Here is a 15,745-nt window from a genome sequence, read left to right as displayed (position 1 = left end):
ATTTTCGTATGAGCTGGAGGTTACCTTTGTGTTTTTATATTACATACTAGCAATTGTCATTATTGCACTCGATCAGTTGACTAAATGGTTAATTGTAAAAAATATGGAGCTTGGAGAAAGCATGACGATCGTGGAGAATTTCCTCTATATTACTTCCCATCGCAATCAAGGTGCTGCTTGGGGAATTCTTCAAGGACAAATGTGGTTCTTCTACATTATTACAACAGTTGTGATCGTGGGAATCATATACTATATGGCAAAGCATACGAAGGGAAATATCCTTCTTGGAATTTCATTAGGGCTAATGCTTGGCGGTGCGATTGGGAATTTTATTGATCGGATTTTCCGAAAAGAAGTAGTCGACTTTGTTGATACATATATATTCGGATACGATTTTCCAATCTTTAATGTGGCGGATTCGGCTTTAGTGGTAGGAGTCATCCTCCTAATGATTCAAATGTTCCGTGAAGAGCGGCAAGCAAAGGAGAAAATAAATGGAGAAAAAGGAACACATCATTCATGAAGAACAGGTAAATGAAAGGATCGATAAGGTTCTCTCAACCTTGAATCAAGAATGGTCAAGGACACAAGTACAGGCATGGATCAAAGAAGGTCATGTCCTTGTAAATGGAAAACAAATTAAGACCAATTACAAAAGTAGTTTAAATGATAAAATTGAAATTATGATCCCTGAGCCAGAAGAGTTAGATGTTATTCCTGAAGAAATGGATTTGGATATATATTATGAGGACAAGGATGTCATTGTCGTTAATAAACCAAAGGGAATGGTTGTACATCCAGCTCCGGGTCATTTAACGGGGACATTAGTCAATGGTTTAATGGCCCATTGTAAAGATTTATCAGGAATTAATGGGGTGTTAAGACCAGGGATTGTCCATCGAATTGATAAAGATACATCTGGATTATTGATGGTTGCCAAAAATGATTATGCCCATGAGCATCTCGTTAATCAGCTTGTAGAAAAGACGGTGACAAGAAAGTATCGAGCAGTCGTCCATGGAAATATTCCGCATGATTATGGAACGATTAACGCACCGATTGCACGAGATCCGAAAGAGCGTCAAAGCATGACTGTGGTCGATAATGGCAAGCATGCTGTTACCCACTTTCAAGTACTTGAAAGATTTACTGATTTTACCTTTGTAGAATGTCAGCTTGAAACAGGTAGAACCCATCAAATTCGCGTTCATATGAAATATATTGGCTATCCTCTTGCAGGGGATCCAAAATACGGTCCAAGAAAAACAATAGATTTTGGTGGGCAAGCCTTGCACGCAGGGGTGCTTGGTTTTGTACATCCAAGAAGTGGTGATTATTTAGAATTTGAAGCGCCGCTTCCACAGGATTTTGTCGAATTATTGGATAAGCTACGAAATAATCGTTGACTTATTTTTTTAGTTAAGCTATGATAACTATAGTTTCATAAGTCCTTTAAGACAGTCCAGAGAGGCTGAGAAGGAAACGGATCGTAAGTTGGTCGAACTACGCCCAATTTACATTAGATTAGAATTCGTCCATCCTCTCGCCTTTACGGTGGGAGGATTTTTTGTTTGAAGCAATGAAGTTCGTAAAAAGGGTGTGAATCAATGTCTAAAAAAGCAGTTGTCCTAGATGAACAAGCAATCAGACGAGCATTAACGAGAATAGCTCATGAAATCATCGAAAAAAATAAAGGGATAGAAGGCTGTATCCTTATTGGTATTCGTACGAGAGGGATTTATTTAGCGCAACGTCTCGCTGAGCGAATTCAACAAATTGAAGGAACTGAAATTCCAGTCGGAGAAATAGACATCACCCTATACCGTGATGATTTAACAACAAAAACAGAGAATCAGGAACCGCTTGTAAAAGGCTCTGACGTTCCGCAAGATGTTAATAACCAAAAAGTCATTTTAGTCGATGATGTATTGTATACAGGAAGAACAGTACGTGCAGCACTAGATGCCTTAGTGGATATTGGCAGACCTTCATCAGTGCAGCTTGCGGTATTAGTAGACCGTGGACATCGGGAATTGCCGATTCGGGCTGACTATGTAGGGAAAAACATCCCAACTTCAAGCTCAGAAAAAATTGTCGTGGAGTTAACCGAAATTGATGAGCGTGAACAAGTAAGTATATATGAAAAATAAGAATCACCTTTTAATTGTAGTCCAGAGAGGCTAGCAAAAGGAATTGTATAAGGGGGCACCCTTATACTCTTTCGCCTAGCCTCTTTGAAAGAAATTTCAAAGAGGTATTTTTTTGGGGGGAAATTGACATGAACAGACCAGTATTAGATATTCATGAAAAACCAACAGCAGGACAAATGATTACACTTAGTTTCCAACATATGTTTGCGATGTTTGGAGCAACAATATTAGTTCCTAAATTAGTTGGGTTGAGTCCAGCAATCGCACTACTTACTAGTGGGATTGCTACGATTTTGTTTTTAATTATTACTCAATTTAAAGTACCAGCTTATCTTGGTTCTTCCTTTGCTTTCATCGCACCGATTCTAATTGCGGCTGGCGGACTTGATGATAACGGTATGAGTGTCAATCCTGGCAATGCGATGATAGGAGCAATGGCAGTAGGGGTTACCTATGGGGTAGTCTCACTAATCATTTGGAAAACAGGTTATAAATGGTTAATGCGTCTTTTACCACCGATTGTCGTCGCACCCGTGATAATGGTTATTGGTCTTGGATTAGCAGGAACAGCAGTAGATATGGCCATGAATGTTGAAGGAAAATATAATTTCTTACACTTTACAGCAGCACTTGTAACACTATTCTCTGCCATTATCTTCACTGTGTATTTCAAGAACATTATAAGTGCAATGCCAATTTTACTAGGATTAATTGTTGGCTATATCTACTCAGCGATTGTCGGTATTGTTGATTTTACAGCAGTAAAAGAAGCCAATTGGTTCGCCTTACCAGACTTTTTATTCCCTGGGATTCATTATGAGTTTTCGATTACTTCTTCCATTCTCCTTGCAATGGTTCCCATCGTCTTTGTTACCATCTCTGAGCATATCGGACACCAATTAGTGTTAGGAAGAGTCGTTAATCGTAATTATATTAAAGACCCAGGATTACATCGTTCCATTGTTGCCGATGGATTAGGAACATTCATCAGCGCGTTTTTAGGTGGACCTCCAAAAACAACATATGGAGAAAATATCGGAGTATTAGCGATAACAAGAGTTTATTCTATCTATGTGATTTTTGGTGCAGCGGTGATAGCCATTCTCTTCTCATTCGTAGGAAAAGCAATGGCATTCATCCAAACGATTCCGACAGCAGTACTTGGAGGTATCTCGATTTTACTCTTTGGAATCATCGCTTCAAGCGGCTTACGCATGCTTGTCGACAGCAAAATTGATTTTGGAAACAACCGAAACTTAGTGATTTCTTCTGTCATTTTAGTATTAGGTATCGGTGGAGCAGCGTTAGAAATATCAGAAGCATTTAGTATTGAAGGAATGGCTTTAGCTGCCATTGTTGGGGTGATACTGAACATCGTCCTCCCTGGCAGAGATAAAGGAAGTAACGATTTAGAAGATGAAGTTGATAACCATGATGTTGCATAAGTTCAGCCTTTAATTAAATCCGAGAGATTTACAAGGGTGAGAATAGGTTGGCATTAAAGATAGCTTTCATAGTAGATAGCTATCTTTAGGCTAGCGTTCTTTAACACACCCTGAAAAAATTCAGGGTGTGTTTTTTACGAAAAAAAGGAGGGTTCTCTTAAATGAAGCATTTATTAACGACGAATACCTTATCACTAGAAGAAGTAAGAACAATTTTAGAAGATGCTCAAGCATTTTCTGAAGGTGCTGTTTGGAAACCGGAAAAGCAAACATTTGTGGCTAATCTTTTTTTTGAGCCAAGTACGAGAACTAAATGCAGCTTTGAGGTTGCTGAAAGAAAACTAGGGTTAGAGGTCATCCCGTTTGAAGTAAATGCTTCAAGTGTGTTAAAAGGAGAAACCTTGTATGACACAATCAGAACACTGCAATCAGTTGGTGTTGAAGCGGTCGTCATTCGCCATCATGAAGATAACTACTTTGCTGAATTAGAAGGGAACATTCATATCCCGATATTAAATGCCGGAGATGGATGTGGACATCACCCGACACAGTCATTATTGGATCTCCTTACCATCCAACAAGAATTTGGTCATTTTTATGGGTTAAAGGTGGCGATAATCGGAGACATCCGCCATAGCCGTGTAGCACGTTCAAATGCAAATATTTTAAATCGCTTAGGAACAGAAGTTGTCTTTTCTGGACCGGAAGAGTGGTTTGATGATAGTTTGTTAGAAAATGGAAAATACGAAGAAATTGATGAGGCAATCTTGACAGCTGATGTCGTCATGCTTCTAAGAATTCAACATGAAAGACATGAACAAGGGGAAGAAAAAGGGAAAGAATCTTATCATCAGCAATATGGACTTACCGTCGAACGGGAAAAAAATATGAAAGCTGGGAGCATCATTATGCATCCTGCACCCGTGAATCGTGATGTGGAAATTGCTGATGTACTCGTCGAATGTCAGCGTTCAAGAATTTTTAAACAAATGGAAAATGGTGTTTATGTTCGGATGGCAGTATTAAAAAGAGCATTACAACAAGGGGGAAAAGTAAATGTCAATCATCATCAAAAATGGCCAGTTGCTTACTAATGAAGGGGAATTACAGAAAAGGGATCTGTTTATTGATAACGGTGTAATCGAAGAGATTGGAGAGTCTCTTTCTAAAGAAGCAGATGAAATGATTGATGCAAATGGACTTCTCGTTGCACCAGGATTAATTGATTTACATGTTCATCTACGTGAGCCTGGCGGCGAAAAGAAGGAAACGATTGAAACGGGAACTTTAGCTGCGGCAAAAGGTGGTTTTACAACCGTCGCTCCAATGCCAAATACAAGACCAGTACCTGATTCAAAGGAACAGTTACAGTGGTTGAATCAGCGAATTGAAGAAACAGCATCGGTAAGAGTGTTACCATATGCCTCCATTACCATTCGTGAGCTAGGGCAAGAGCTAACAAACTTTGCAGAATTGAAAGCTGCAGGTGCATTTGCTTTTACGGATGATGGAGTAGGTGTGCAAAGTGCGGCAATGATGCTGGAGGCAATGAAAAAAGCTGCGGCTATTAACATGCCGATTGTCGCCCATTGTGAAGAAAACACGCTCATTAATAAAGGGGCTGTTCACGAAGGGAATTTTTCCGAAAAACATGGCATTAACGGAATCCCTTCTGTGTGTGAATCTGTACATATTGCCCGGGACGTTCTATTAGCAGAAGCTGCCGATTGTCATTATCATGTTTGTCATATTAGTACAAAAGAATCGGTGAGAGTCGTACGTGATGCAAAGCGAGCAGGAATTAAGGTGACAGCAGAAGTAACACCACATCATCTCTTGTTATGTGAGGATGACATTCCGGAACTTGATCCGAACTACAAGATGAATCCGCCTTTACGAAGCAAAGAGGATAGAGAGGCATTAATTGCAGGGCTGTTAGATGGAACGATCGACTTTATTGCAACAGACCATGCCCCGCATACGGAAGCAGAAAAGGCTGAAGGAATGGCATTAGCACCATTTGGAATTGTCGGCTTAGAAACAGCCTTTCCACTTCTCTATACGTTTTTAGTGAAGGATGGTGTCATCACATTAAAGCAGCTAGTTGACTTTCTAACGATCAAACCAGCAGACGCATTTGGCTTAAATTATGGAAGGCTAGAAGTGGGGAAAGCCGCAGATATCACGCTAATCGATTTAGACTATAAAGACAAGATTGACCCAGAAAACTTCTTATCAAAAGGAAAAAATACTCCGTTTACAGATTGGGAGTGTGCAGGCTGGCCACAGCTAACAATCGTTGGGGGAAAAATTGCTTACAACAGGGAGAGTGTAAGAGCATGAAAAGGCAATTAATTCTAGAAGATGGTAGTGTCTTTATTGGAGAAGCATTTGGAAGCGAAAAAAGAACACTTGGTGAAGTCGTATTTAATACAGGAATGACAGGCTATCAAGAAATCTTATCTGACCCCTCTTATTGTGGACAAATTGTTACACTAACATATCCATTAATCGGAAATTATGGAATCAATCGTGATGATTTTGAATCCATTACCCCAGCGATTTCTGGTTTTATTGTCAAGGAAGCGGCAGATTTTCCGTCAAATTGGCGAAATCAAATTTCATTGAACGATTATTTTCAAAGTAAAAATATTCCGGGGATTGCTGGAATTGATACAAGAAAGTTAACAAGAATTATTCGTCAACACGGAACATTAAAAGGGGCCATCTGTCATATTGAAGAAAATGTTCAAGCTGTTTTACATCAATTAAGAACAACTCCATTAAGAAGCGACCAAGTGAAGCAAGTTTCTACGAAAACAGCTTATCCAAGTCCTGGAAGAGGGAAAAGAGTCGTCCTTGTCGATTTTGGCATGAAACATGGAATACTACGCGAGTTAAATAATCGAAATTGCGATGTGCTTGTTGTTCCTTACAATGTAACAGCAGAGGAAATCTTAGCGTTAAACCCAGATGGCATCATGCTTTCCAACGGCCCTGGAGATCCAAAGGATGTACCAGATGCGATTGAAATGATTAAAGGGATTTTGGGAAAAGTACCGATGTTCGGGATTTGTTTAGGGCATCAGCTCTTCGCTTTAGCATGTGGTGCCAATACGGAGAAGATGAAGTTTGGACATAGAGGTTCGAATCATCCGGTAAAGGATTTACGTACAGGAAAAGTAGCCATCACCTCACAAAATCATGGCTATACAGTAGAAGAGAATTCCATTGGAAGCACTCGCTTGGAAGTCACCCATATTGCCCTTAATGACGGAACAATCGAAGGTTTAAAACATAAAGATGTACCGGCCTTCACCGTGCAATATCATCCTGAAGCTTCACCAGGACCAGAAGATGCAAATTATTTATTTGACCAGTTTATGAGCTTACTAGAATCTGAGGAAAGTGGTGCAAACAAATGCCAAAGCGTACAGATATAAACAGCATATTAGTCATCGGATCAGGGCCGATCGTCATCGGTCAAGCAGCGGAATTTGATTATGCCGGGACACAAGCATGTATGGCCTTAAAAGAAGAGGGGTATAAGGTTATTCTCGTTAACTCAAACCCAGCTACGATTATGACAGATACAGAGATGGCCGATGTTGTGTATATTGAGCCACTTACTCTTGAATTCGTTTCACGCATTATTCGTAAAGAACGTCCTGATGCTATCGTGCCAACATTAGGAGGGCAAACAGGTTTAAACCTTGCAGTAGAACTTGCTAAATCAGGAGTACTTGAAGAATGTGGCGTCGAAATATTAGGAACAAAATTAGCTGCGATTGAACAAGCGGAAGACCGAGATCTTTTTCGAACATTAATGAATGAATTAGGCGAGCCAGTTCCTGAAAGTGATATCATCCACAACTTAGAAGAAGCCTACAAATTTGTGCAAACAGTAGGGTATCCAGTAATCGTTCGTCCTGCTTTTACATTGGGCGGAACTGGTGGCGGAATTTGCCATAACGAAGCAGAACTGATTGAAACGGTTCAAAGTGGCTTGAAATATAGCCCGGTTACACAATGTCTACTTGAAAAAAGCATTGCCGGTTACAAGGAAATAGAGTATGAAGTTATGAGAGATGCAAATGACAATGCGATTGTCGTTTGTAATATGGAGAATATTGACCCAGTTGGTGTTCATACAGGGGATTCGATTGTTGTTGCGCCAAGCCAAACGCTAAGTGACAGAGAATACCAGCTTCTTCGTAACACATCGTTAAAAATCATCCGTGCCCTAGGAATCGAAGGGGGCTGTAATGTTCAGTTAGCACTAGACCCTTATAGCTTCCAATATTACATCATTGAAGTAAATCCAAGGGTAAGCCGTTCTTCGGCATTAGCATCAAAAGCAACGGGCTATCCAATCGCTAAGCTCGCAGCAAAAATTGCGGTTGGCTTGACTTTGGATGAAATGATGAACCCGATTACAGGGAAAACCTATGCCAGCTTTGAGCCAGCTCTTGATTATATCGTCACGAAAATCCCTCGCTGGCCTTTTGATAAATTTGATTCAGCTAAGCGAAATCTAGGTACGCAAATGAAAGCTACAGGAGAAGTGATGGCGATTGGGCGTACATTTGAAGAGTCTTTGCTAAAAGCGATTCGCTCGCTTGAAGCAGGTGTATACCATTTAGCACTTAACGATGCAGACGAAATCAATAACGAGTTATTAGAAAAACGTATCCGTAAAGCTGGGGATGAAAGACTGTTTTACATTGGAGAAGCGTTAAGAAGAGGATACAGCATTGAGACGATTCATGACTGGAGCCAAATTGACCTCTTTTTCCTACACAAAATGGAGAAAATCATCAAATTTGAGCAAGAAATTGCGGACTACCATTTTGACTTAGAAGTCGGGAAAAAAGCAAAGGAAATGGGTTTTTCGGATATGGCACTTGCACAAATTTGGAATTGCCGTGAGCTTGAAATCTATGAATGGCGTAAAGAACAAGGGATTATGCCAGTTTATAAAATGGTTGACACATGTGCAGCTGAATTTGAATCTGAAACACCTTATTATTACGGGTCCTATGAAGATGAAAATGAGTCGATTGTAACGGATAAGAAAAGTGTCGTGGTGTTAGGTTCTGGTCCAATCCGAATTGGGCAAGGAATTGAGTTTGATTACTCAACTGTTCATGCTGTATGGGCGATTAAGGAAGCTGGTTATGAGGCTATCATTATTAACAATAATCCAGAAACTGTTTCAACCGATTTTAGTATTTCAGATAAGCTCTACTTCGAACCGCTGACGATCGAGGATGTGATGCATATCATCGATTTAGAAAAGCCAGAAGGAGTAGTCGTCCAGTTCGGTGGACAAACGGCAATAAACCTTGCATCAAAGTTGGTTGAGCGCGGCGTGAAGATTCTTGGAACATCTCTTGAGAACATTGATGGTGCAGAAGATCGAGATAAATTTGAACATGCACTCTCTCGCTTAAATATTCCACAGCCGAAGGGAAAAACAGCTCTTTCTGTTGAAGAAGCAGTGAAAATTGCATCAAATATTGGCTATCCGGTCTTAGTTCGACCTTCTTATGTCCTTGGAGGACGGGCGATGGAAATCGTTTATCATGAGGAAGAACTTTTACACTATATGAAAAATGCCGTCAAAATCAATCCAGAGCATCCAGTACTCATTGACCGCTATTTAACGGGAAAAGAAATTGAGATTGATGCCATTTGTGATGGAGAGACCGTCTTGATTCCAGGAATTATGGAGCATATCGAAAGAGCTGGGGTTCACTCAGGCGATTCGATTGCCGTTTATCCACCACAAAGCTTAACGACAGAAATCAAAAATACGCTTATTGACTATACGGAAAAGTTGGCAAAAGGGTTAGGCATAATCGGACTGTTGAACATTCAATACGTCATCTCCAAAGGGGAAGTATTCGTCATTGAAGTCAATCCTCGGTCAAGTCGTACAGTGCCTTTCCTAAGCAAAATTACGAAGGTACCAATGGCAAAAATTGCGACTAAGGTTATTCTTGGTCAATCCCTTAAAGAACAAGGATATGAATCAGGACTTGTACCAGAACAATCAGGAGTATACGTGAAAGTGCCGGTCTTCTCTTTTGCAAAGCTAAGAAGAGTCGATATCACATTAGGACCAGAAATGAAATCAACCGGGGAAGTCATGGGCAAAGACATTACGTTAGAAAAAGCGCTATATAAAGGACTTGTTGCTTCAGGGATGAAAATACAGTCTCACGGAAATGTGCTGATGACGGTTGCAGACAAAGACAAAGAAGAGTCTCTTCAAATCGCTAGAAGATTTGCTTCCATCGGCTTTCAATTAATGGCGACAAGTGGCACGGCCGAATTTTTACAAACGGCAGGAATTGAAGTTAAAGTCGTTGATAAAATTGGTACAGAGGGTCCAGACCTACTAGATGTCATTCGCAATGGAAATGCACAAATGGTCATTAACACCTTAACAAAGGGTAAACAACCGGCACGTGATGGCTTTAGAATTCGTCGAGAGTCTGTTGAAAATGGGATTCCATGCTTCACATCACTCGATACGGCAGAGGCGATGCTTCGCGTCCTAGAATCGATGACTTTCGCGGCAGAACCAATGGGGCAACAAACGAAAGTACGAGAGGCGGTTTTACTGTGATTGTTAACGACCATTGTTCCATCGTTTCACAAAGAGAAATAGCTGAAAATATTTATGAGCTCATCCTTCGTGGTGAGCTTTCCTCTCAAATGAATGAGCCAGGTCAGTTTGTTCATGTAAAGGTAGCACAAGGTTATGACCCATTGCTCCGTAGACCGATTAGTATCGCGCACATCGATCAGGAAAATCAGGAATTCACCTTGATTTATCGTAAAGATGGTCGAGGAACAAGTATTTTGTCTTCTAAAAAGACCTCTGAAACAATTGATATTCTTGGTCCATTAGGACATGGATTTCCAGTTGAAGAAACAAAGGCAGGCGAGACAGCTCTACTCGTCGGAGGCGGAATTGGCGTTCCACCGTTGTATGAGTTATCCAAGCAACTTGTGAAAAAAGGTGTAAATGTCATCCACGTCCTTGGCTTTCAAAACGAAGCAGCGGTGTTCTATGAAGATAAATTTAAAAGTTTAGGACCGACCTATGTAACTACGGTCGATGGTTCTTACGGTACTAAAGGCTTTGTAACAGACGTTATCAAGGATTTACAGTTTAATACGATTTTTTCTTGCGGACCAACGGCTATGCTCAAGGCACTAGAAGCTGGTTATGCCTCTTCTAAAAAAGTGTATTTATCCTTAGAAGAAAGAATGGGCTGTGGCATTGGCGCGTGCTTTGCCTGTGTGTGTCATACGGCAGACGACCCTACTGGCTACTCCTATAAAAAGGTCTGTACGGATGGACCGGTGTTTAAAGCAGGGGAGGTCGTGCTATGAATCGATTAGAAACCCAATTACCAGGCTTACAATTGAAAAATCCGGTCATGCCTGCTTCTGGTTGTTTTGGCTTCGGCAGAGAATTCGGTGGCTTATATAATTTGTGCGACTTAGGCGCGATTATGATTAAAGCGACGACAGCAGAACCTCGCTTTGGCAACCCAACTCCTCGAGTGGCTGAAACTGCAGCAGGAATGTTAAATGCGATTGGTTTGCAAAACCCAGGACTTGATGGAGTCATGAATAAGGAGCTTCCCTGGTTAGAACAGTTTGATGTTCCGATTATCGCTAATGTTGCAGGTTCGACAGAAGAGGACTATGTGGAAGTCGCTACGCGAATATCGACTGCACGAAATGTCCATGCTCTCGAATTGAATATTTCCTGCCCAAATGTGAAGACAGGAGGCATTGCCTTTGGAACGATTCCGGAAGTAGCGAAAAGCTTAACAAAAAAAGTAAAAGACGTATCAGCGGTTCCCGTTTATGTGAAACTTTCTCCCAACGTCACCAATATCGTCGAGATGGCAAAAGCGGTGGAAGATGGCGGAGCAGATGGTCTAACGATGATTAACACATTACTTGGGATGAGACTCGATTTGAAAACAGCGAAACCAATTTTAGCGAATAAAACAGGCGGGCTTTCAGGTCCAGCGATAAAACCAGTAGCGCTTCGGATGATTCACGAGGTAAGTCAACAAGTGAACATTCCGATCATTGGAATGGGTGGGATTGAATCAGCAGAAGATGTGATTGAATTTTTCTATGCAGGTGCAAGTGCTATCGCAGTAGGGACAGCAAACTTTGTAGACCCATTCGTTTGTCCGAAAATCATTAAAGATTTACCAGAATTACTAGACCAACTTGGATTTGACCATATTTCTGATTGTACGGGAAGGAGCTGGAAGTAAATTGAATAATCCCCTAATTATCGCCCTTGATTTTCCGAATAAACATGAGGTATTCCATTTTTTACATCAATTTCAGGACGAGAAACTCTTTGTAAAGGTTGGGATGGAGCTTTTTTATCAGGAAGGTCCTCAAATCATCCAAGAAATAAAAGAAAAAGAGCATCAAATTTTTCTCGATTTGAAATTGCATGATATCCCAAACACGGTGTACAGAGCGATGAAAGGGTTAGCGAAACTAGGCTGTGACCTTGTCAATGTTCATGCGGCAGGGGGAAAAGAAATGATGCAGTCTGCTCTTGAAGGATTAGAGGCTGGAACGCAAGCTAAAGAGAAGAGACCTGCTTGTGTTGCTGTCACCCAGTTAACGAGTACATCAGAACAGCAAATGAAAAGCGAGCAGCTTATTGAAGCAACTCTTCAACAATCGGTACTTCATTATTCAATGATTGCACAAGAATCTGGAATTGATGGAGTCGTTTGTTCATCCCATGAAGTGGCTATGATACGGCAGCATCTAGGAAAAGAGTTTCTGACAGTGACACCAGGGATTCGCTTAAACTCTGACCTCGTTCAGGATCAAAAAAGAGTGGCAACACCTGAGGAAGCAAGAGCAGCTGGGGTTTCAGCAATAGTGGTTGGCAGAGGGATTACGAAGTCAGAAGATCCATTCAAAAGCTATCAAGCCTATAAACAAGCATGGGAAGGTGTTCAAGTATGAAAAAAATCATCGCTGAAAGATTATTAGAAATAGAAGCAGTTGCCTTAAAACCTGAAGAACCTTTTACTTGGTCGTCTGGTCTTAAGTCACCGATTTACTGTGACAATCGTTTAACGCTATCCTATCCCCATGTACGTAAGGAAATTGCCAATGGATTAAAGGAGCTCATTGAAGAGAATTTCCCTACAGCTGAGCTTGTTGCAGGTACAGCAACCGCAGGAATTCCCCATGCAGCATGGGTAAGTGACCTACTTGACCTTCCAATGTGCTATGTACGTTCAAAGGCAAAGGGTCATGGAAAAGGAAAGCAAATTGAAGGGAAAGCAGTGGAAGGACAAAAAGTCGTCGTCGTAGAAGATTTGATTTCTACTGGTGGAAGCGTCATTACGGCAGTAGCTGCATTAAGAGAAGCAGGCTGTGACGTATTAGGAGTCGTATCCATTTTTACTTATGAACTAGAAAAGGGAAAGGAACTTCTTGCTGAAGCAAACATAACGGCTTATTCTCTTTCTGACTTCTCAACTCTAATCGAAGTAGCAGAAGCGAAGGGCCGTATCCAACAAAAAGATTTAGAAAGCCTAACAGAATGGAAAATGGACCCTGCTGAGTGGGGGAAACAAAGGGTTTAATAATGGTAGAAATGGAAAGGGAAGATTTTTGGATCTTCTCTTTCATTAATTATTAGGTAAGGATTTGAATATATCTCGTGTAATGGGGATAATTAACAACACACATACCCCAATATTAACCAAGAATTTTATGACATTGCCTTCCATAAAGGCAGTTGGAAGTATGAAGAACAATTGAATTCCTAAGGCGAAGGCGCATAAAATTGACATTAATTTAATTTTCATCTTTATTCCCCCATTCTAATATTTTGTTCATCCATTTCAGTATTTTATTCTTCCATGCATTTTACTTGAAACAAGAGCCTGTCGAAAACAATGGAATCCTAAACTATCCGTTGTGCGTTCCAGCGTTCTATTTTTTTATGCCGAAGATGATAGTATCCCTAGAACGATTTCCTAAAAAATTGGTTGATCCCATTTATATAACATCCTCCATGGATATGCAATGGTACCATTATTATACAGTACGAATACCGTTTGAAATAGTTTCATTATTTAAAAAGCAAAAAAGGTAGTAAGGAAAAACTAAATCCTTACTACCATATCTAAATCTCTTCTATTTCTTCAATCGTAACACGGTATCTTCCTCAGGCGTCACGTACACCGTTTGCTGATGATCATATATGACGTAACCAGGCTTTGCGCCGCTTGGCTTCTTGACGTGGCGAATTTGCGTGAAGTCGACAGGAACGGAACTAGAATTCCTCGCTTTACTGAAATAAGCTGCGAGTTGAGCTGCTTCAAGAATTGTCTCATCAGAAGGATTTGCACTTCGAATGACCACATGGGAACCAGGAATATCCTTCGTATGGAGCCAAATTTCGTCCTTGCCGGCTATTTTATTTGTTAAATAATCATTTTGCTTATTGTTTTTGCCGACGAGAATTTCCGTTCCATCTGTAGACGTGTATTTTTCCAAAATAGGCTTGGCATTTTTACTATTTTTGTTGCTTTTCTTATGCCGATCTCGTAAGTAGCCACCTTCAATCAGTTCCTCGCGGATTTCAGAGATGTCCTTCGTTGAGGCTGTTTCAACTTGCTGCAGGAGAGAATCGAAATAGACAACCTCTTCTTTTGCTTTTTCCAATTGTTCACTTGCCATTAGGAGAGCGGTTTTGGATTTCTGATATCGGGTGAAAAATCTCTGCGCATTTTCAGAAGGGGTCTTTTGCGGATTTAATGGAATCGTGACCGTTCCGCTATTCTCATCATAATAATTGATGACCTCAATTTCCTTCATTCCTTTTTCTAAGGCATAGAGATTAGCTGTTAACAGTTCCCCATACAGCTGATATTGAGTTGCATTTTTCGCTTCATTGATTGTCGCTTCGAGCTTTTTAATTTCTTTTCATTTTTTTCTTTTTCATTCAAAATGAATCGTTCTAAATCAGTGGCTTGCTGTTTTACTCGATCTCGATCTGCTTTGCCAAAATAATAGCGGTCAAGGAGTTCGCTGAGCGATTCATAACGTTTACTTTCCCCATATAGGTGTTCTAATGGAAAGAGGTAAAAGGATTCTTTCTTATCCTTCATCGTAATGGCTGGCTCGTAGGTATGCTCCTTTATTTTTCGTAATACGTCTACGAACGCTTTTGGAATCGTCATTCTATTGGCGATTCCTGCATGATACACAATCTCTTTCGCAAGGAGTGGTGAAATTCCGGCGAATTGTTCAACGATTTGTTTATCCAATTTACCAGCATTAAAGTCTAATTTTCTTAATACGGCTTCTTCCGTTGCATCCAATGGATTTTCCTTGTTCTGCACAGGAGGGGCGATATATTCTTGTCCTGGCATAACGGCTCGATGGCTGTTTACCGCATAGGAAATATGCTTGATGCTGTCTAGAATCATATTTCTCGTCTTATCTACTAAAATAATATTGCTGTGCCGCCCCATAATTTCCACGATTAGCTGCTTAGAAGAAATATCTCCAATCTCATTTCGTCCTTTTACGTCAAAAACAATGATCCGATCCATTCCGACTTGATGGATATCCTCTAAAATAAAACCTTCGAGATGTTTTCTAAGGAGCATACAGAACATCGGTGGCTCATTTGGATTTTCATAGCTTTCATTCGTTAATTGAGCCCTCGCATAACTTGGATGCACAGAAATAAGGAGTTTGTGATTCTTACCGTTGGCACGAATGATTAAGACAATTTCATTTTTAAAAGGTTGATGTATTTTATTGATTCTTCCTCCTTTTAAAAGGGAAGAAAATTCATGCGTAATCGCTCTTGTAAAGACACCGTCAAATGACATATGTAACATCCTCTTCTTTCTAAAATCTCATCCTTAATCATAGCCTATTTTTAAGGAAAAAACGAATCTGGATGTCTGGTCCTTAAACTAAAGTAACTACTGAAAATAAAAATAAACGGAGATTGGAATTAGTAGCTTTTTTTCTCTTTTCAAATTTGAGTTTATTGTAGCATTTTTTAGGACGAGTCTGAATAAGCTTTCTTTAGAGTGAGTTTGCATTCTA

General features: G+C 40.3%; 12 protein-coding genes and 1 pseudogene. 12 read left to right on the top strand and 1 reads right to left on the bottom strand.

Annotated features, from left to right (window positions below):
• The first annotated feature begins 28 nt into the window (after positions 1–28).
• The 12 genes from lspA (at position 29) to pyrE (ending at position 13,257) form a co-directional block, all read left to right on the top strand.
• Positions 29–523 (top strand): signal peptidase II, encoded by a 495-nt coding sequence (gene lspA / locus BMSHG_RS02510; protein ID WP_019152855.1) that lies wholly within the window; start codon positions 29–31, stop codon positions 521–523.
• The gene (locus tag BMSHG_RS02505; RefSeq protein ID WP_019152854.1) at positions 495–1,406 is read left to right on the top strand and encodes an RluA family pseudouridine synthase; all 912 of its coding nucleotides are present in this window, start codon (positions 495–497) and stop codon (positions 1,404–1,406) included. Before lspA ends, BMSHG_RS02505 begins: the two co-directional genes overlap by 29 nt.
• Positions 1,407–1,607: 201 nt before the next feature.
• Entirely contained in the window at positions 1,608–2,150 is a 543-nt protein-coding gene (gene pyrR, locus BMSHG_RS02500) for a bifunctional pyr operon transcriptional regulator/uracil phosphoribosyltransferase PyrR (protein WP_019152853.1), read from the top strand.
• Between the two features lie 128 nt (positions 2,151–2,278).
• Positions 2,279–3,595 (top strand): solute carrier family 23 protein, encoded by a 1,317-nt coding sequence (locus BMSHG_RS02495; RefSeq protein ID WP_019152852.1) that lies wholly within the window; start codon positions 2,279–2,281, stop codon positions 3,593–3,595.
• A 161-nt stretch (positions 3,596–3,756) separates the two neighbouring features.
• Positions 3,757–4,689, top strand: coding sequence for an aspartate carbamoyltransferase catalytic subunit (locus tag BMSHG_RS02490; RefSeq protein WP_019152851.1), 933 nt, complete (start codon positions 3,757–3,759; stop codon positions 4,687–4,689).
• On the top strand, positions 4,652–5,938 hold the full coding sequence (locus BMSHG_RS02485; RefSeq protein WP_019152850.1) for a dihydroorotase: 1,287 nt from the start codon (positions 4,652–4,654) through the stop codon (positions 5,936–5,938). Before BMSHG_RS02490 ends, BMSHG_RS02485 begins: the two co-directional genes overlap by 38 nt.
• Positions 5,935–7,038 carry a carbamoyl phosphate synthase small subunit gene (locus BMSHG_RS02480; protein WP_019152849.1) on the top strand — a complete coding sequence of 368 codons (1,104 nt, stop codon included), beginning with the start codon at positions 5,935–5,937 and terminating at the stop codon, positions 7,036–7,038. Before BMSHG_RS02485 ends, BMSHG_RS02480 begins: the two co-directional genes overlap by 4 nt.
• Entirely contained in the window at positions 7,017–10,229 is a 3,213-nt protein-coding gene (gene carB / locus BMSHG_RS02475; RefSeq protein WP_019152848.1) for a carbamoyl-phosphate synthase large subunit, read from the top strand. The genes BMSHG_RS02480 and carB overlap by 22 nt, the downstream gene beginning before the upstream one ends.
• A complete protein-coding gene (locus BMSHG_RS02470; RefSeq protein ID WP_235776319.1) occupies positions 10,229–11,002 on the top strand; it encodes a dihydroorotate dehydrogenase electron transfer subunit in 774 nt (257 codons plus the stop codon). Before carB ends, BMSHG_RS02470 begins: the two co-directional genes overlap by 1 nt.
• Positions 10,999–11,910, top strand: a complete 912-nt coding sequence (locus tag BMSHG_RS02465; RefSeq protein ID WP_019152846.1) for a dihydroorotate dehydrogenase — start codon at positions 10,999–11,001, stop codon at positions 11,908–11,910. The genes BMSHG_RS02470 and BMSHG_RS02465 overlap by 4 nt, the downstream gene beginning before the upstream one ends.
• Before the next feature lies 1 nt (position 11,911).
• On the top strand, positions 11,912–12,628 hold the full coding sequence (pyrF, locus tag BMSHG_RS02460; protein WP_019152845.1) for an orotidine-5'-phosphate decarboxylase: 717 nt from the start codon (positions 11,912–11,914) through the stop codon (positions 12,626–12,628).
• A complete protein-coding gene (gene pyrE, locus BMSHG_RS02455) occupies positions 12,625–13,257 on the top strand; it encodes an orotate phosphoribosyltransferase (RefSeq protein ID WP_019152844.1) in 633 nt (210 codons plus the stop codon). The genes pyrF and pyrE overlap by 4 nt, the downstream gene beginning before the upstream one ends.
• Positions 13,258–13,813: 556 nt before the next feature.
• Here the strand turns inward: pyrE and BMSHG_RS25630 are convergent.
• A pseudogene (locus BMSHG_RS25630) lies at positions 13,814–15,522 on the bottom strand (Rqc2 family fibronectin-binding protein).
• Between the last annotated feature and the right edge of the window lie 223 nt (positions 15,523–15,745).

Origin of the sequence: Robertmurraya massiliosenegalensis JC6, assembly GCF_000311725.1 — a bacterium.
Lineage (GTDB): Bacteria > Bacillota > Bacilli > Bacillales > Cytobacillaceae > Robertmurraya > Robertmurraya massiliosenegalensis.
This window is presented reverse-complemented; position numbering and strand designations above follow the sequence as displayed.